Source organism: Cyanobium sp. T1B-Tous (assembly GCF_024345475.1).
Classification (GTDB): Bacteria; Cyanobacteriota; Cyanobacteriia; order PCC-6307; family Cyanobiaceae; genus Cyanobium_A.
Genome location: NZ_JAGQBE010000005.1, coordinates 1 through 16611, shown reverse-complemented (window position 1 = coordinate 16611; position 16611 = coordinate 1). Strand labels below are relative to the sequence as shown.

13 protein-coding genes are annotated in these 16611 nt (G+C 65.5%); 6 read left to right on the top strand and 7 right to left on the bottom strand.

All coding sequences use genetic code 11. The features are described 5' to 3' along the window. Positions 1 to 24 precede the first annotated feature (24 nt). Complete coding sequence (locus KBY71_RS02080; protein WP_254927338.1) at positions 25 to 1125, bottom strand: calcium/sodium antiporter; 1101 nt, start codon at positions 1123 to 1125, stop codon at positions 25 to 27. A 123-nt stretch (positions 1126 to 1248) separates the two neighbouring features. Here KBY71_RS02080 and KBY71_RS02075 point away from each other — a divergent pair, with 123 nt between their 5' ends. The 5 genes from KBY71_RS02075 to bioA all read left to right on the top strand — a co-directional run bounded on the left by KBY71_RS02075 (position 1249) and on the right by bioA (position 7507). Next, the gene (locus KBY71_RS02075; protein ID WP_254927337.1) at positions 1249 to 2799 is read left to right on the top strand and encodes a SulP family inorganic anion transporter; all 1551 of its coding nucleotides are present in this window, start codon (positions 1249 to 1251) and stop codon (positions 2797 to 2799) included. A 91-nt stretch (positions 2800 to 2890) separates the two neighbouring features. After that, positions 2891 to 4582, top strand: coding sequence for a SulP family inorganic anion transporter (locus KBY71_RS02070; RefSeq protein WP_254927336.1), 1692 nt, complete (start codon positions 2891 to 2893; stop codon positions 4580 to 4582). Positions 4583 to 4652: 70 nt separating this feature from the next. Further along, positions 4653 to 5093 (top strand): phosphate-starvation-inducible PsiE family protein, encoded by a 441-nt coding sequence (locus KBY71_RS02065; RefSeq protein ID WP_254927335.1) that lies wholly within the window; start codon positions 4653 to 4655, stop codon positions 5091 to 5093. Between the two features lie 163 nt (positions 5094 to 5256). Next, entirely contained in the window at positions 5257 to 6228 is a 972-nt protein-coding gene (locus KBY71_RS02060; protein ID WP_254927334.1) for a sigma-70 family RNA polymerase sigma factor, read from the top strand. A 4-nt stretch (positions 6229 to 6232) separates the two neighbouring features. Beyond that, positions 6233 to 7507, top strand: coding sequence for an adenosylmethionine--8-amino-7-oxononanoate transaminase (bioA, locus tag KBY71_RS02055; protein WP_254927333.1), 1275 nt, complete (start codon positions 6233 to 6235; stop codon positions 7505 to 7507). A gap of 4 nt (positions 7508 to 7511) precedes the next feature. On the opposite strand, the gene KBY71_RS02050 is transcribed toward bioA, so the two are convergent. The 6 genes from KBY71_RS02050 to KBY71_RS02025 all read right to left on the bottom strand — a co-directional run bounded on the left by KBY71_RS02050 (position 7512) and on the right by KBY71_RS02025 (position 15016). After that, positions 7512 to 8690, bottom strand: coding sequence for a cation:proton antiporter (locus tag KBY71_RS02050; protein WP_254927332.1), 1179 nt, complete (start codon positions 8688 to 8690; stop codon positions 7512 to 7514). Between the two features lie 21 nt (positions 8691 to 8711). Continuing rightward, the gene (locus KBY71_RS02045; protein ID WP_254927331.1) at positions 8712 to 9113 is read right to left on the bottom strand and encodes a fasciclin domain-containing protein; all 402 of its coding nucleotides are present in this window, start codon (positions 9111 to 9113) and stop codon (positions 8712 to 8714) included. After that, positions 9113 to 10417 carry a CO2 hydration protein gene (locus KBY71_RS02040; protein WP_254927330.1) on the bottom strand — a complete coding sequence of 435 codons (1305 nt, stop codon included), beginning with the start codon at positions 10415 to 10417 and terminating at the stop codon, positions 9113 to 9115. The genes KBY71_RS02045 and KBY71_RS02040 overlap by 1 nt, the downstream gene beginning before the upstream one ends. Further along, positions 10414 to 11934, bottom strand: coding sequence for an NADH-quinone oxidoreductase subunit M (locus KBY71_RS02035; RefSeq protein WP_254927329.1), 1521 nt, complete (start codon positions 11932 to 11934; stop codon positions 10414 to 10416). The genes KBY71_RS02040 and KBY71_RS02035 overlap by 4 nt, the downstream gene beginning before the upstream one ends. A gap of 10 nt (positions 11935 to 11944) precedes the next feature. Next, the gene (locus tag KBY71_RS02030; RefSeq protein ID WP_254927328.1) at positions 11945 to 13852 is read right to left on the bottom strand and encodes an NAD(P)H-quinone oxidoreductase subunit F; all 1908 of its coding nucleotides are present in this window, start codon (positions 13850 to 13852) and stop codon (positions 11945 to 11947) included. A 495-nt stretch (positions 13853 to 14347) separates the two neighbouring features. After that, complete coding sequence (locus KBY71_RS02025) at positions 14348 to 15016, bottom strand: DedA family protein (RefSeq protein WP_254927327.1); 669 nt, start codon at positions 15014 to 15016, stop codon at positions 14348 to 14350. 88 nt (positions 15017 to 15104) lie between these two features. On the opposite strand from KBY71_RS02025, the gene KBY71_RS02020 reads away from it, so the two are divergent. Beyond that, positions 15105 to 16469 carry a TrkH family potassium uptake protein gene (locus KBY71_RS02020; RefSeq protein ID WP_254927326.1) on the top strand — a complete coding sequence of 455 codons (1365 nt, stop codon included), beginning with the start codon at positions 15105 to 15107 and terminating at the stop codon, positions 16467 to 16469. The last annotated feature ends 142 nt before the right edge of the window (positions 16470 to 16611 follow it).

The window sequence follows — 16611 nt, the reverse complement described above, 5'->3', positions numbered from 1 at the left end:
TTGGCCAGCAGGCGTTCAAACGGGTCAGAGAGCTGGTGGTGGGGGATCCCCGCTTCCTCGAACCCGCCACCAGCTCACCACACTCCAACCCAAAAAAGCCAGCACAGGCCCAGTCGCAACCAGCATGGCCAAACGGAACGTCCCGATCGCCGTGGGCAGCTTGGCCAGCACCACCAGCTCCACCAGATAGAACCCATAGATCAGCAACAGCAACGCCCCATCCGTTGCCGTGATCGTGGCGTAGCTCCAGAGCAGCGGCAGGCAGATCAGGGTCACCACCACCAGCACGGGCAAATCGCGCTGCAGAAGCACGGCTGGCACCGCGATGCCGGAGCTGCCGCTGAACAGAATTCCCATGCCCAGGATCAGCAGCAGATTGAACAGGCTGCTGCCCACCGCATTGCCAATCGCCAGATCCGCCCGCCCCCGATAGGCCGCCACCAACGAGGTCACCAGTTCCGGCAGCGAGGTGCCGGCCGCCACCAGGGTCAGTCCGATCACAGCCTGATCCACCTCCAACAGGCGAGCGGCACTGAGCGCCCCTCTGAGCAAGAGGTCTGAGCCCAGCACCAGCAGCCCAATCCCAAGGCCCTGCAACGCCAAGGCCGGCCCAAGGCCTCCACCGGGTTTCGGATCCGAATCGCTGTCACTGCGCGGCTCCAGCTGGCGTTGCTCGATGGCACTCACCAGCTCCCAAACCAGGTTGATGGTCAAGCCCACCAGCAACGCCAAACCAGCGGGCCAGAGCAAGCGACCCGCTGCCGCCATACCCCATACCGCCAGGGTGGCGATCAACAGCACCGGCAGATCCCGGCGCACCAACCGCCGACTCACCCGCAAGGGGACCACAAGGGCACAGGAGCCCAACACCACCAGCAGGTTGAAGAGGTTGCTGCCCACGACGTTTCCCAAGACCAGCGCTGTGTCTTGCCGCTCGATTCCCATCAGGGCCACAGCCAATTCCGGGGCACTGGTGCCCAGGGAGACCACGGTGAGGCCGATCACCACCGCCGGGATGCCAAGCCGGCGAGCCATCTGACTGGCACCTGAAACAAAGGCCTCTCCCCCGCAGAAGAGCAGCAGCAATCCCGCAAGCGACGTCAACAGCGCCTGGGGAAACAGCACGGCAGAGTGAAAACGCTGCTCCCACCCTGGCCCAACCAACCCTGCATGACATGGGTCGTCTCACGGCATCGTGCTTGGGGCAGGCGCCCCGACGGACCCTTACCGACTGATCTGTACCGACTCATGCCTTTCTCCCCCATGGAGTGGTGGGGCCGTCCCCATCGCGACCTCCTCTCGGGACTGGTCGTGGCCTTCGCGATGATCCCGGAGGCGATCGCCTTCTCTGGCATCGCGGGCGTGGATCCCCGCGTGGGCCTGTTCGGGGCCTTCCTGCTCTCGGTGACGCTGGCGATCGTGGGCGGCCGCACCGCGATGATCACCTCCGCCACCGGCTCCACCGCCCTGCTGATGACGGGCTTGGTGCAGCAGGGCAATGCCCTGGGCGAGGGTCGGGGCCTGGAGTATCTGCTGGCGGCGGGGATCCTCACGGGCTTGCTTCAGATCGCCTGGGGCTACCTGCGACTGGCCCAGCAGATGCGCTTTGTGCCGCAGCCGGTGATGGCCGGGTTCGTCAACGCCCTGGCCATCCTGATCGTGCTGGCCCAGTTGCCCCAGCTCGGCCTTGATTGGTTCCAGCCCGAGAAGGTGGCTGTCACGTCCTCCCAGCTGCCGGCGGTGTGGGGCCTGATGGCCCTCACCCTGCTGATCATCTACGTGATGCCGCGGCTGACCACGGCAGTGCCCTCGGCGCTGGTGGCAATCCTGATCTCCACCGGCCTCTCGATCCGCCTGGGGCTGGATGTGCCCACCGTGGCCAGCCTGGGCACCCTTCCGAGCGGCCTGCCCCAGTTCGCCCTGCCCCAGGTGTCGTTCAACCTCAACACCCTGGGCCTGATCCTGCCCACGGCCCTGGCGATCTCGCTGGTGGGGCTGATGGAAACCTTTCTCACCCAGGACATCCTCGACGACCTCACCGACAGCTCCAGCTGCAAGAACGCCGAAGCCCGCGGCCAGGGCATCGGCAACATCGTCAGCTCGCTATTCGGGGGGATGGCTGGCTGTGCCCTCGTAGGCCAGTCGGTGATGAACGTGGGGTATGGAGGACGCACCCGCCTTTCTACCCTCAGCTCCGGGGTGGCCTTGCTGGCGATGATCCTGCTTGCCGGCCGCTGGGTGAACCAGATCCCCATGGCCACCCTGGTGGGCGTGATGGGAATGATCGCCATCAACACCGCCAACTGGAGCTCCATCCGCGGCATCCGCCGCATCCCCAAGAGCGACACGGCCGTGATGCTGCTCACGGTGGTGGTCACCGTGCTCAGCCACAACCTGGCGGTGGGCCTGGTCTCGGGGGTAGCCCTGGCGGCGATTCTGTTCAGCCGCAAGGTGGCCCAGGTGATTGAAGTGAGCAGCGAGCTGATCAGCCCCAGCCACCGGCTCTACAGGGTGGAGGGCCAGCTGTTTTTTGTGAGCAGCATTTATTTCCGCCAAGGGTTTGAGCTGCACGAGCAGCCCCACCCCGAACAAATCACGATCGACATGGCCGGCGCCCACATCTGGGACCAAAGCGGTGTGACGGCCCTGGATCAGGTGATCCGCCGCCTCAAGCTCGGCGGCAGCAGCGTGGAGGTCCTGAATCTCAACCCCGCCAGCACCAATCTCTTCGCCCGCATTGGCGTGGCAAAAGAAGCCGGCGGACGCGGTGGCGACGGGCCCCCTGTGCCAGCGGGATGATCAACGCGGCCAGCTTTTGGGGAGTTGCCGGAGCCAGACCCAACGCCCCGGGATCCTGCCTAGTGTTCCGCGCCAACCATCATCTGTAGCGATGACAACCGCATCGGCGCCCCCCGGGCGCCCGGGTCTGCGGCTGCTGAATCACATCAGCACCAACAACATCAAAGGCGATCTCTTCGGCGGTGTGACCGCAGCTGTGATCGCCCTGCCGATGGCCCTTGCCTTTGGTGTGGCCTCCGGTGCAGGTGCAGCTGCCGGCCTCTGGGGGGCCGTGCTGGTGGGCCTGTTTGCCGCCCTGTTCGGCGGCACCCCTTCCTTGATTTCCGAGCCCACCGGGCCGATGACGGTGGTGATGACCGCCGTGATCGCCAGCTTGACCGCTGCTGATCCGGAAAACGGCCTGGCCATGGCCTTCACCGTGGTGATGCTCGCCGGCGTGTTCCAGATCGTCTTCGGCTTCCTGAAGCTGGGGCGTTACGTCACCCAGATGCCCTACACGGTGATCTCAGGGTTCATGAGCGGCATCGGGCTCATCTTGATCATCCTGCAGCTGGGCCCCTTCCTCGGCCAGGCCATCCCCAAGGGCGGCGTGATGGGCACCCTCAGCGCCCTGCCACAGCTGATTCAGAACGCCCGCCAGCCGGAAGTGGTTTTGGCGGTGATCACCCTGGCCATCCTCTGGTTCACCCCGGCGGCGATCAAGAAAATTGCCCCACCCCAGCTGATTGCCCTGATCGCCGGCACGGTGCTCTCTCTCACCCTGCTCAGCGGTGGTGCTGGTGGCGAGGACATTCGCCGCATCGGCGAAATCGCCTCTGGCTTCCCCCAGCTGCGCATGCCCTATTTCGAGCTGGGGCAGGCGAGCAAAATGCTGATTGATGCCGCCGTGCTGGGCATGCTCGGCTGCATTGATGCCCTACTGACAGCCGTGGTGGCCGACAGCATCACCCGCACCGAGCACGATTCCAACAAGGAACTGATCGGCCAGGGTTTAGGCAACATCGCTTCTGGCCTGTTCGGTGGCATCGCCGGTGCCGGCGCCACCATGGGCACGGTTGTGAACATCCAGGCCGGCGGCCGCAGTGCCCTCTCAGGCATCAGCCGGGCCGTGATCCTGATGGTGGTGATCCTGGCCTTCACTGGCGTCGCTGCCCAGATCCCCCAGGCCGTGCTGGCCGGTATCGCCCTCAAGGTGGGTGTCGACATCGTCGACTGGGGCTTCCTTAAGCGAGCCCACCGCATCTCGATCAGCGGAGCTCTGATCATGTACCTGGTGATCGCCCTCACCGTGCTGGTCGATCTCATCGCGGCCGTGGGCATCGGCGTGTTCATCGCCAACATCCTCACCATCGACAAGATGAGCTCCCTGCAGAGCAAGAGCGTCAAGTCGATCAGCACCGGCGACGGTGACCTGATGCTGCCCGACGACGAGAAGGCCCTGCTCGATCAAGGGAAGGGCAAGGTGCTGCTCTTCCAGCTCAACGGCGCCATGATTTTTGGCGTGGCCAAGGCCATTGGACGGGAACACAACGCCATCGGCGACGTGAATGCCGTGGTCTTCGATCTCACCGAGGTATCGCACCTGGGTGTGACTGCTGCGCTGGCCGTGGAGAACGCCGTGGAGGAAGCCATTGAGAAAGGGCGCGAGGTGTTTGTGGTGGGAGCCAGCGGCACCACCCAGCGCCGGCTCGAGACCCTTGGCCTGTTCAACAAACTTCCGGCTGAACGCACCCGCCTGAGCCGCCGCGAGGCGCTGCAGCAGGCCGTGGGAAGCCTGGCCTGAACCGACCAACCCAACCCAGCAGAGGGCTCGGCCACCCCGGGCCCTTTTTCATTGTCTTGTGTGATCTCCCATGAGTCTGTCCAGCGACCAGCGCTTCCTCTCGATCATCCACAGCTATGAACGGCAGCTCGCCAAACTTCTAGGCCTACTCCTGGCCATCGTGATTGGCTTTGCCGTCATCGAGCTTGTCGTTGAATCCAGCATCAACATTGCAAGGTTTCAGGCCGACTGGTTTGAAGGAGGCCTGATCAAACTGCTCGACCGGTTGCTGCTGATTTTCATCGCGTTGGAAGTGCTCCAAAACGTGACCGCCTATCTGCGCGACCAGGTGGTGCAGATCGAGTTGGTGCTGCTCACGGCCATGACTGCCGTGGCCAGGAAAGTGATTGTGCTTCCACCAGGCACCGAAAGCAAACCCCAACTCATGGCCGGTTTTGGCGTGATTGTGGTAGGCCTTGCCGCGGCCTATTGGCTCGTCAAACGGGCCAGACATGACCAGCAATCAGCCTGATCCAGGGTCAACAGAACCGTGAAATACCCAACGCATCTTGAGGCATTGATCAGCGTTTCTGATCGCAGAGATTGCAGCTCCTGGTTGATCAGTAGCCCAGAAATAACCCAACTCAAAAAAACAGTCAGTACCGTTTGCCGACCCCACTGCAGACGACAGTCCGATGCCTGCGCCACAGAAACGCCCCCAGGGCGGCTGCGACGCACTCAGCCAGCACATGCGCGCCATCGGCCGCATTGCGCTGCTGAGCCCTGAGGAAGAAATCAGCCTGGCCAGGCTGGTGCAAAGCGGCTGCCGAGCCACCGACGTGGCCCAGGAGATGACCTTGCGAGCCGGCGGCGTGGCCCCCAGCCTGGCCGCCTGGGCCCAGGAAGCCGGCATGGAGGTGCGCCAACTGCAGCGCTGCCTGCGGGAGGCCAACCAGGCCCGCAGCCGCATGGTGCTTGCCAACATCCGCCTGGTGGTGAGCATGGCTCGCCGCTACCAGCACACCCCTGGGGAGCTGGAGGACCTGATCCAGGAGGGCACCATCGGCCTGATTCGAGCCGTGGAACGGTTTGACCCCAGCCGCGGCTACCGGTTTTCCACCTACGCCACCTGGTGGATCCGCGACGGGATCACCAGTGCCCTGGTGGCCAAGGGCCGCACCATCCGCTTGCCCGCCTCGATGGTGGATCAGCTGTACAGGCTGCGCCAGGCCCAGCAGAGCCTCAGCCACCAGCTAGGCCGCGACCCCAGCCTGGAGGAGTTGGCCGCTGCCACAGGGCTCAAGCCCCTGGACATCCGCGAGGCGCTCTTCCGGGCCCAGGAACCCCTGAGGCTGGATGGATACCAGGCCTCCCAATCCGAGTCGAGCCTGCTTGACAGCCTGGCCTGCGAGGCCAGCAAGCCCCAGGAGCAGGTGGATGCCACCCTGATGCAGGAAGACATCCATCAGCTGCTCGATGAACTCCCCGCCCAGGAAGCTGAGCTACTGCGCTTGCGCTACGGAATCGCCGCGGGGGAAGCGTTGAGCCTGAGCGCCACGGCCCGGCAGATGGGCATCACCCGGGACACGGCCCGGGGCCTGGAACGGCGGGCCAATGCCTCGATCCGGCGACTGTCGACGCGTTACCTGGACCATCTCGAAGCCTGAGCCGATGCCCTGGCACCCCCACCTCTGGCACCCCACCACCCAGGTGGCCACCAGCCCCGAGCCGCTGCAGGTGCGTTCCGCCCGCGGCAGTGAAGTGGAACTCAGCGATGGCCGGCGGCTGATTGACGCGATCAGCAGCTGGTGGGTCACCCTCCACGGCCACGCCGAGCCTGCCATCGCAGCGGCGATCGCCCGCCAGGCCCAGCAGCTGGAGCAGGTGATATTCGCCAACTTCAGCCACGAACCCGCCGAGCAGCTCGCCACCCGCCTCAGTGCGCTCACGGGCCTGCAGCGGCTGTTCTTTTCGGACAACGGCTCGACCGCCGTGGAAGTGGCCCTGAAAATCGCCTGGCAGTGGTGGCGCAACCAGGGCAGCGAACGGCACCAGGTGATCGCCTTCGAGGGGGCGTACCACGGCGACACCTTTGGGGCGATGGCACTGGGGGAGCGATCCCTGTTCACCGACCCCTACGAGCCCTTGCTGTTTGAGGTGGCCCGGGTGGCCTGGCCCCACAGCCACTGGGGCGATGAGGCCGTAGAACAACGGGAACAACACGCGCTCCGCCAGCTCGACCAGGCCCTGGAGACGCCCACCGCGGCCGTGATCCTCGAACCCCTGATTCAGGGGGCCAGCGGCATGCGGGTGGTGCGGCCGGGCTTCCTGCGGGCCGTGGCCGAGCGGGTGCGGGCCGCAGGGGCCCTGTTGATCGCCGATGAGGTGTTCACGGGCTTTGGCCGCACGGGCGACCTGTTCGCCTGCCGCCGCGCCGGCATCCAGCCCGACCTGATGGCCCTCTCCAAAGGGCTCACCGGAGGCTTCCTACCGATGGGGGTGACGATGGCGAGCGAACGCCTCTACCAGGGGTTCATCAGCGAGCGGCCCGAGGCCACCTTCTTCCACGGCCACAGCTTCACCGCCAATCCCCTGGGCTGTGCCGCAGCCCTGGCCAGCCTGGATCTGCTCCAGGCCAACCCCGAGCGCTTCCAGCAGTTTGAGGGGCGCCACACGCCCCTGCTGGAGGAGCTGGCCGCCCACCCGCTCGTGCGGCGCCCCCGCTGCGTCGGCACGATGGCGGCCTTTGATGTGGAGGCTGGCCAAGCCAGCTATCTCAATCCCGTGGGCAAACAGATCCAGCGCCACTGCCTGCAGCAGGGCGTGTATCTGCGCCCCCTGGGCCACGTGGTGTATCTCTTGCCGCCCCTGGGCATCAGCGAAGACCAACTGCAGCGCTGCTACGCGGCAGTGCGGCTGGCCCTGGACACGCTGGTGCCGGGCTGAGCCCTCACTCGCCGTTCTGGACGGTCGCCAGCCGCCGGCCCAGCAACAGCAGGCCCAGCACGGTGGTGCCACTCACCATCAGCACCAGGGCCGAGAACTGGGCGGCGCTGATCACCCCACTGGCCAGGGCCGTGGAGGCAAACACCAGCCCCGGCAGGCCCCGGGGGATCAGGCCGAACACCACCACCCAGCGATCCACGCCGGCCTCCTGATCCCGGGCACTGATCCCCAGCCCGCAGATCAGCTTGCAGCCGATCGCCAGCAGCAACAGCACCAGGGCCAGCCACCAGGCCGACGGCTGCACCAGGGTGGCCGCCTGGATGCGCATCCCCACCCCAAGGAAATAGAGGGGCAAAAACACCTCCGACAGCAGGGCCAGATGGCCCCGCAACTCCCGGGCCTCGCTGCTGCCTTCCCCCATCGGTGCCAGGCGATTGAACAGCACCCCACCCCAGAGCGCCCCCAGCAGGCTGGTCACCCCGGTGACCTCCCCGATCCAGCTGCAGCCGATCAACAGCAGCAACACCCCCAGGGGCCCCGGCTGCCAGGGCCCACGGCGTTGCAGCCACCAGCGCGACAACGGCACACTCAGCAGGGCCAGGGCCGGCCCGACCAGCACCAGCCAACCCGAACCGGCCGACGCCGCGCCACCGCCGAGGCGGGTGCCCGCCAACAGCAGGGAGCCGGTGAGCAGGGCGATGGCGGGCAGATCGTCCAGCACCGACACCCCCACCAGCAGGCGGCCGGAGGGGGTGTTCAAGGCGCCGAGCTGACCCAGGGCCCGCAGGGTTACCCCGGTGCCGGTGGCGCTGAGCACGGCCACACACAACAGCGTGGTGGCCGTGGAGAGGCCAAAGGCCTGCTGCAGGGGCCACCAGGCCAGCAGCGGCGTCAGCGCCGACAGCAACACCGTGCGCAGCACGGCCGCCGGACGGGACCCCAACAAGCCGCCGCGCACCTCCAGACCCACCTGGAAAAACAGGGTGAGCACCCCCAGCTCCAGCAGGCCGGAGAGGGAGCGGATCTGCTCAAAGGGCAGCACCGTGTTGCCCAGGACAAAACCCACCCCCAGCTCCAGCACGATGGCCGGCACCGCCCAGCGGGCCAGCCGGGTGGCCGTCAACCGAGCCAGCAGGGCCCCCACCAACAACAGCAGCAGGGTGGTGAGCAGGGAGGAACCCAAGCGGGTGGTGGCGAAGGTGAATCAGCCCGGCAGGATCACGCGATCAATCACGTGCACAATGCCGTTGTCGCAGGCGATGTCTGCAGTCACCACTGTGGCGTTTTTCACCTCGAACGGCTCGCTGCGGCGAATCGGGATCGGAGCCCCCTCCAGGCTCGACCACTCCGGCTGACCCACCAGCGCGCTGCGGCCATGGGCACCAGCGAGCACGTGGTACTTGAGGATCCGAGCCAGCTGCGGTGGGTTGTCCACCAGGGTCTGCACCGTGCCGGGGGGCAGGGCGGCAAAGGCGTCATCCACCGGCGCGAAGACGGTGAAGGGGCCGGGCCCCTCCAGGGCGCCGCGCAGGCCGGCGGCATCCACGGCAGCCAACAGGGTGTTGAAGCAGCCGGCGGCGAGGGCGGTTTCCAGAATCGTGGCCATTAGCGGTAGTCCTGGGTCTGGATGTCGGGCAGGCGGGCCTCCGGCCGTAGGAAGCGGTCCATCTGGGCCTCGAAGAAGCGGCGGTTGGCCTCCAGATGCTCCGGATCGGTGTCATCGAGGGGATAGAGCAGGGCGCAGCGCAGGGCCTGGATCACCGCCGAGGTCACGTTGTACATCGAGCGCTGGAAGGTGATGCCCAGCTGAATCAGTTGGTCCTCCTCGCCGCGCCTGTGGGTCTTGTACATCTCCTGCAGATAGGGCGGCAGGAAATGGAGCATGTCCTGCATCAGCAGGGTGGGCGGAATGCCGGCGGATCCCACCGGAAACACATCGGCGTAGAGGATGCCGTAGTGGAAATCCGCCTGGTTGGCTGGCACCTGTCCGGCCTGGGCGTTGTAGCTCTTGGTGCCACGGAAGGGGGAGGTGCGGTAGAACACCGCCTCCACATAGGGCAGGGCTGCCTCGTAGAGCCAGGTGAAACCCTCGCTCTTGGGGATGATCTCGAAGCATTCACCGCGGATGAACACGTGGTGATAAATCGGCCGGCCCGCCACCGCGAAGATGCCGTTCACCAGGAAGTCCATCGCCTGGGGCACCGAAGTGAGCTTGCCCTCGTCGTAGAGGTCGCTCATCTCGAAGAACACCGGCGCCATCACCTCCCAGAACAGGCCCAGGTTGCTGTAATAACTGAGCTGCTTCACCTGCTCCAGGACCATGTCCGGGAACAACTTGTAGAGGCCCAGCATCAGCGGATTGCCGCGGAAGTAGGCCTTGATGGCGCGGTCGGCGTTGGCCCTGTAGGCATCGCTGTCGAGGTAGTCGTTGAAGCGACCACCCATGCCCTGGTGCCAATACATGGCCTGCATGCAGGCCTCGGCGAACTCCATGTTCACCCGGTCATGCCAGAGGTGATGCAGGAGCTTGGGCATGCGGCGGGTTTCACCCCGCTCCATGAACTCCAGCAGCTCCGGGTGGACCTTCTCGGTGCCACGCCAGATGCGCAGCTGGGAATGGTCGCCGGCGTAGCTGTTGGGCCGGTCCAGATACTCCTGGGAGATGAAGTATTTGAAGGCCGGCAACGGATTGAGAAACACCTGCTCAGCGATGTAGAGCAGGTCACGCCAATAGAAATCCATCGGCACGGCGTAGGCCTTGTAGATACCGATGATCTGCTGGAGGTTCTCCGGCGTATCGGGCAGCATCGAGCCCCCCGCCTCGAGCCGATGGATCACCTCGGCGTAGCGGTGGGTGGAAGGGGGGATCAGGGGCGTTTTGGTGCCCGCTGCAGCAGTGGATGAGGTCATGCGGGCAGGGTCGACGACGGGGAACGGGGCGCCAGGGCCAGGGTTTGCACCACCGGGTCGCTGTGTCGCAGGGCGATAGCGGCCGTGCTGGCCTCGCTCCAGGCGGTGAGCCCCACTGGCCAGATGCCGGCGAGCACCACCAGGGTGGTGAGCACCACGGCCGGCAGCCGTTCGGCCAGTCGGGTGCTCTGCCAGTCGGCGCGGCTGTTATCGAGCCGGCCGAAGCCCACCCGGTTGAACAGCCGCACCGCGTAGACGGCGGTGAAGCCCGAGGCCACCAGGCAGATCAGGGTGGCCCGGGGGAACACGGTCCAGCTGCCCTCGAACACCAGCAGTTCGGCCGGGAAGCCAGCCAGGCCGGGAATGCCGGCGGCGGCCATCAGGGCGAGCAGCATCAGGCCCATGGTGAAGGGCAGGCCCCGGATCGGATTCATCAAGCCAGAGAGCTCGGCGATCACGGTGGTGCCGGTCTTGCGCTGGATCAGCCCCACGCAGTCGAACAGCAGGGCCACGATCAGGCCGTGGGCCAGCACCTGGGCCATGGCGCCCTGCAGGCTCATCGGTGTGGCGGCCGCCAGGGCCAGCACCAGCAGGCCCATGTGGCCCAGGGAGCTGTAGGCCATCAGGCGGCGGATGTCGGTGGCGGCCACGGCATTGAGGGCGCCGTACACCGCGCTCACGGCACCGGCGGCGGCAATCCAGGGCGAAAAGGCACTCCAGGCATCGGGCAGCAGGCCCACCCCGAAGCGCAGCAGGCCGTAGGCCCCCAGCTTCGACACCACACCCCCCAGCAGCATCACCACCGGCGGCGGCGCTTCGGCGTAGCTGATCGGCTGCCAGCCATGCAGGGGCACCACCGGCAGCTTGATGCCGAAACCGAGCACCAGCAGGGCCAGCACCCAGCGCTGGGCCGAGGCGGGCAGGGGCGTGGCAGCCAGGGCCTCGAAGCTGAAGCTCACGGCGGTATCGGCGCCAGCAGCGCCCTGGCCAAACCAGCCGAAGGCCAGCACACCACCCAGCAGGCTCAGTCCAGACACCGCCCCATAGAGCAGGAAGCGCACGGCGGCCCCGGCCCGGCGCTCGCCACCCCAGATCGCCACCAGCAGGGTGGTGGGGATCAGCACCAGCTCAAAGGCGAGCACGAACAGCAGGGCGTTGCGGGCCAGGAACGCCCCCACCACCCCCAGGTTGGTGGCCAGCATCAGGGCGAAATAGAGGCGAGGGCGGCCCTGGTCTGCGGGGGAGGCCAGCACCGCCATGGCGGTGATCAGGCCCGTGAGCAGCACCAGCGGCAGCGACAGCCCATCGAGGCCCAGATCCAGGCCCAAACCCAGGCGGGGCAGCCATTCGAGGGTCAAAGGAGCGGGCGGCTGGCGCCAGGCCAGCAGGCCCACCACCAGCTGGGCCAGGGCGGCGGCGGCGGCCAGCCCGCGCACCAGCCCGGGGCGGCCAGGCGGCAGCAGGGGGAGCAGCAGGCCCACCAGCAGGGGAAGCAGGAGCAACAGCAGCAGGGTCATGGCGGCGGCCTCAGGGCAGAGCGATGGACACGGGCGGTAGATCCACGGCAATCAGCCAGGCCGCCATCAGCAACACCCCGAGCACCAGGGTGAGGGCGTAGGCCTGGGACCGACCGGAGGTCGTGAGGCTGAGGCGCCGGGCTCCCTCCAGGGCCACGGCACCGGTGCCGCCGCTGAAGCCATCCACCAGGCGACTGTCACTCCAGGCTCCGAAGCGGGCCAGGGCCAGCACCAGGGCCACCACGGTGCGGTGGTAGAAGCGCTCGGTCTGCATGTCGTGGGCGAGCCAATCCTGCAGGCCTCCGAGGAAGGCCGGCAGCTGGGCCAGGCCGTGGGGACGCAGGTAAAAGGCGGCCGAGAGGCTTCCGCCCACCAGGGTGGAGGCGATCAGGGGCCAGGCCAGAGGTCCCCAACCGGCAAGGGGGGTGAGGGAATAGACCCCATTGGCCACCAGGAGCATGGGGAGATGCAGCACCAGGCCCGCCAGCACCATGGTGGGCAGCACCATCAGCCAGAGCACCTCCGGAGAACGGGTGGTGAAGGGGGTGGGTCGGCCTCCCCAGATCTGGCCGAACACCCGGATCAGGCCGGCGCTGATCAGGGCGTTGGTGACCAGCACCACGCCCCCCAGCAGCAGGGGATGGCCACTCGCCGCCGTGAGGGCCAGCAATTCGCGCAGGGCCGCAAAGCTGGCGAATGGCGGCAAGCCCATCAGGCCGGCCGCGCCGGCGAGGAAGGCGATGCCGATCAGGGGCCGCTTGCTCCAGAGCCCCCCCAATTGGGTGAGGTCCTGGGTCACATTGCTGATCACGATCGTGCCGATCGCCATCAGCAGCAGGGCCATCGGCAGCGGATACACCAGCAGCAGGTGGTCGGCCACGGCGGTGCCGCCCAGGCCCACGGCCACGATCAGCAGCCCCAGCCAGCTGCTCACCAGAAAGGAAAGGGCCCGCTTCACATCCACCTGGGCCAGGGCGATCAGCGAGGCCACCACGGCGGTGGAGCCACCCACCACCACGAGCACCGCCTGCACAAAGGGACTGAGCTCCAGCAGGGGCTCCAACCGCAGCAGCACCCAAGCGCCGCCCACCACCACCACCGAATTGCGCAGCACGGTGGAAGGCAGGGGGCTCTCCATCGCCTCATCGAGCCAGAGATGCAGGGGGATCTGGGCGCACTTGCCCATGGGGCCAGCAATCAGGGCCAGCAGGATCAGCTGGAAGCCCATGGGCAAGGGCGTGCCGTTGTTGGTGAGGTCGGCGGCCCAACCCTGCAGACCATGGAAATTCCAGGTGCCGGTCATCGGCAACAGGGCGATCACCCCGGCCAGGAGGATCAGGTCGCCAATCCGCTTAGTGAGAAAGGCATCGCGGGCCCCCTTCACCACCAGGGGCTGGTTGTACCAGGTGCCCACAATCAGGTAGGTGCCCAGGGTGAGTAACTCAAGGATCACGTAGCTGAAGAACACCGAATCGGTGAGTACCAGGGCGCAGAGGCCAGCCTCGAAGAAGCTCAGGGAGCCGAAGAAGCGGGGCCAGCCCCAGTCCATTTCCAGGTAGCCGATCGCATAGATCTGCACCAGCAGGTGCAGGCCCGTGATCACCGCCATGGCGATCAGGGCCGGCTCGGTCACCAACCCGTCAAAACCCACCCGCAGGCCGGCGGTGTCAAGCCAGGTCCAGCCGAAGCTGATCGGCCGATAGAGGGCCTCGGCTCCGGCACGGGCGTTGGTGTGCAGAGCGGTAAGCGCCACCAGGCTGTGGCCGAAGGCCACAGCCACCATCAAGAGATTCAGGTAACCGCAGGGCCGAGGGCCGGTGCGGGAGATCAACCCCGGGGACCAGGCCAGCGAGGCCACGGCCGCCAGCAGGGGGTAGGCAGGAATCAGCCAGGCCGCCTGAAGCAGAAAGACGGTCATTGTGTCAACCAGGCAACAAAAATCTCAACATTTCATACATTGGAAAAACCGTGGAAATGCCTTCGGGTTGGTGACGATAGAAACAGCTGAAACGGCTTGGGGCGGCAAAAGTAGGGCAAAGCCAATCGGCGTCAGTAGAAGTGCTTATCAAGCGTCGAGACCGATTGGATTCCCTCTCAGCTCCATACTTCTCCACTCTGTAAAAACTTCTCGAATGTGTAAAAACCATGGCCTGCCCAAAATGCAGCTGCCGCCTACTCACCAAGGGGGGCGCTCTAAGCAGATGCTGATCTGCAGCGGTTGCAGCCACCCACGCGACCTTTCCTTTGATCAACTGGCCTTCCAGTGGAGCCAGCTATCCACATTGATGTTTGTGTTGATGGTGGCTAGAGGGGCTGTGTTTCACACCCTGGTTTCAGACATAGTCAGCTCCATGTCCACACCATTAGATAGGAAATCTCAAATAGAAAAGATCAACTAGCCGGGTCAACCGGGTTATTGGCCATCACTGCCAGCGGCCCGGCTGCGTAGCTGCCACAGCCTCAGCAGCGCAAGCACTCCGCAGATGAGGGCAATCTCCAAAACCAGCTTGATCCCTTCGGCCCAGGGGGCCAGCAGAGCCTCGAACTGGCCGTAGGCCTGGCCCATCTCCCTCCCCGCCAGGGTGAGCAAAGCGGTCCAGATCAGGCTGCCCGCAGTGGTCCAGGCAAGAAACTTCGCCTGGGGCATCAATTCAATGCCAGCCGGCACGGACACCAGGGTCCGCACCCCTGGGATCAGTCGTCCCCAGAACACCACCGCCGAGCCATGGCGGTTGAACCAGCGGCGGCTATTGGCTAGGTCATCTGGCTGGATGCCCAGCCAGCGGCCCCGGCTAGCCAGCCAGCCAGCGATCCGCTCCTCATTTATCCAGCGGCCGATGCCATACCAAAACCAGGCCCCCAGCACGGTGCCCACCAGTCCGGCAACCACCGTGGGGAGAAATTGCAGCCGGCCCGCATGCACCAGATAGCCCGCGTAAGGCATCAAAACTTCTGAGGGAATGGGCGGGATGAGATTTTCAAGCAGCATCACAAAAGCAACCGCTCCATAACCGAGCAGGGGGTTGGTCTCCACAGCGGCGCTGATCAGGTCTGGCAGCCCGTCGATCAACTGCTGAATCAAAGGGAAAATCCAGGCACAGAACTGTGATTAGGGTAGGCATCACAAACGCAACATCAGCCTGACCAGCCCACCCTGGACCGCTCTTAAGTTGTGGCGCCAGCGCCTCACGGTGCCCCAATTCACGCTGGTCACCGGCGCCCTGGTGATCGCCATCGGCACATTGGTGCTGGCCAGCCCGCTTTGCTCCACCGATGACGTGGGGCTATGGCAAGCCCTGTTCACCGTGACCTCGGCAATCACGGTGACTGGCCTTTCGATCATCGATGTGAGCCGCGATCTGACTGCCTTCGGCCAGGTGACGTTGGCTGGGCTGATCGTCACCGGCGGCCTGGGGCTGATGGCGATCACCACCTTTTTGCAGGGCTTCGTGCAGGGACATTCGGGTCTGCGCCACAGGCTTGATAGGGGCCGCGCCCTGGATGAATTCGGGGTAGGCGGCATCGGCCCCACCTTCAACAGCATCCTGATCACGGGCTTCTGTGTGATGGGAATCGGCACGGTGGTGCTTTACGGCTTCGGCTTCACCGACATCGCCAACCCGCTTGAGCGCTTCTGGGCCTCGCTGTTTCACTGCATTAGCGCATACAACAACGCCGGCTTCGGCCTCTGGAGCGACAACCTGGTGCGCTACCGGGATACCCCGGTGGTGAATGGCGTGATCGCCTCGATGATCGTGGTGGGCGGCATCGGCTGGCGGGTGATCAACGACCTGTGGAGCAACCGCTCCCGACTGCAACGGCTACGCCGGCTCAGCCTGCATACCCGGCTGGTGCTGCGCAGCACGGCCTTGTTAATCGTGTTCGGAGCCCTGGGCCTGCTTTTCACCGAACAATTCGCCGCCGGTGGCGTAATCGATAATCTGCAGTGGTGGCAGGATATTCAAGTCACTCTGTTCCAGTCAATCTCGGCGCGCACGGCCGGGTTCAACACCGTGCCGCTCTCGATTCAGACCTTCTCGGATGCGGGCCTGCTGCTGCTGGTCGTGCTGATGTTCATTGGTGCCAGCCCAGGCGGCACCGGCGGCGGCATCAAAACCACCACCTTCGCCACCTTGATGGGAGCTACTCGCTCCACCCTGCAGGGGAGGGAAGAGGTGGTGATTCACCGGCGTCAGATTCCCGACACTGTTGTGCTGCGAGCCGTGGGGGTGGCCCTGGCATCAGCAATCTTCGTGATTCTGATGGCCTTGCTGCTGGGGATTGGCCCCACCACCTCCGGGGAGCCGACCCGCACCAGCTTCAACTTCCTCGAAAAGCTGTTCACCTGCATGTCTGCCTTCGGCACCGTGGGCCTGGATCTGGGCGTGACCGCCCAACTCAACCGCTGGGGCCAGCTTGTGCTCATGGTGGGAATGTTTGTCGGCAGACTGGGCATCCTGCTACTGCTCTCAGCGATCTACGGCAACCGGCCCCAACCCCGCGTGGGCTACCCCCGCGAAGAGATCTACATCTGAATTCCCTAAACAGGCTCACTCCATGACGAACTGGTGGCATTGGAATCCGTCTGAAGGCGCCATCAAAGGTGGCTTCGCTGTAATCGGAGTGGGGCGATTTGGCTCCGCCGTGTGTAGCGAATTGATCAAGGCCGGGGCTGAA

What these genes read in the sequence shown, in the direction of transcription:
- KBY71_RS02075 (WP_254927337.1), top strand. Translation starts at nt 1,249, where the DNA reads ATGCCTTTCTCCCCCATGGAGTGGTGGGGCCGTCCCCATCGCGACCTC.
- KBY71_RS02070 (WP_254927336.1), top strand. Translation starts at nt 2,891, where the DNA reads ATGACAACCGCATCGGCGCCCCCCGGGCGCCCGGGTCTGCGGCTGCTG.
- KBY71_RS02065 (WP_254927335.1), top strand. Translation starts at nt 4,653, where the DNA reads ATGAGTCTGTCCAGCGACCAGCGCTTCCTCTCGATCATCCACAGCTAT.
- KBY71_RS02060 (WP_254927334.1), top strand. Translation starts at nt 5,257, where the DNA reads ATGCCTGCGCCACAGAAACGCCCCCAGGGCGGCTGCGACGCACTCAGC.
- bioA (WP_254927333.1), top strand. Translation starts at nt 6,233, where the DNA reads ATGCCCTGGCACCCCCACCTCTGGCACCCCACCACCCAGGTGGCCACC.
- KBY71_RS02045 (WP_254927331.1), bottom strand. Translation starts at nt 9,113, where the DNA reads ATGGCCACGATTCTGGAAACCGCCCTCGCCGCCGGCTGCTTCAACACC.
- KBY71_RS02040 (WP_254927330.1), bottom strand. Translation starts at nt 10,417, where the DNA reads ATGACCTCATCCACTGCTGCAGCGGGCACCAAAACGCCCCTGATCCCC.
- KBY71_RS02035 (WP_254927329.1), bottom strand. Translation starts at nt 11,934, where the DNA reads ATGACCCTGCTGCTGTTGCTCCTGCTTCCCCTGCTGGTGGGCCTGCTG.
- KBY71_RS02030 (WP_254927328.1), bottom strand. Translation starts at nt 13,852, where the DNA reads ATGACCGTCTTTCTGCTTCAGGCGGCCTGGCTGATTCCTGCCTACCCC.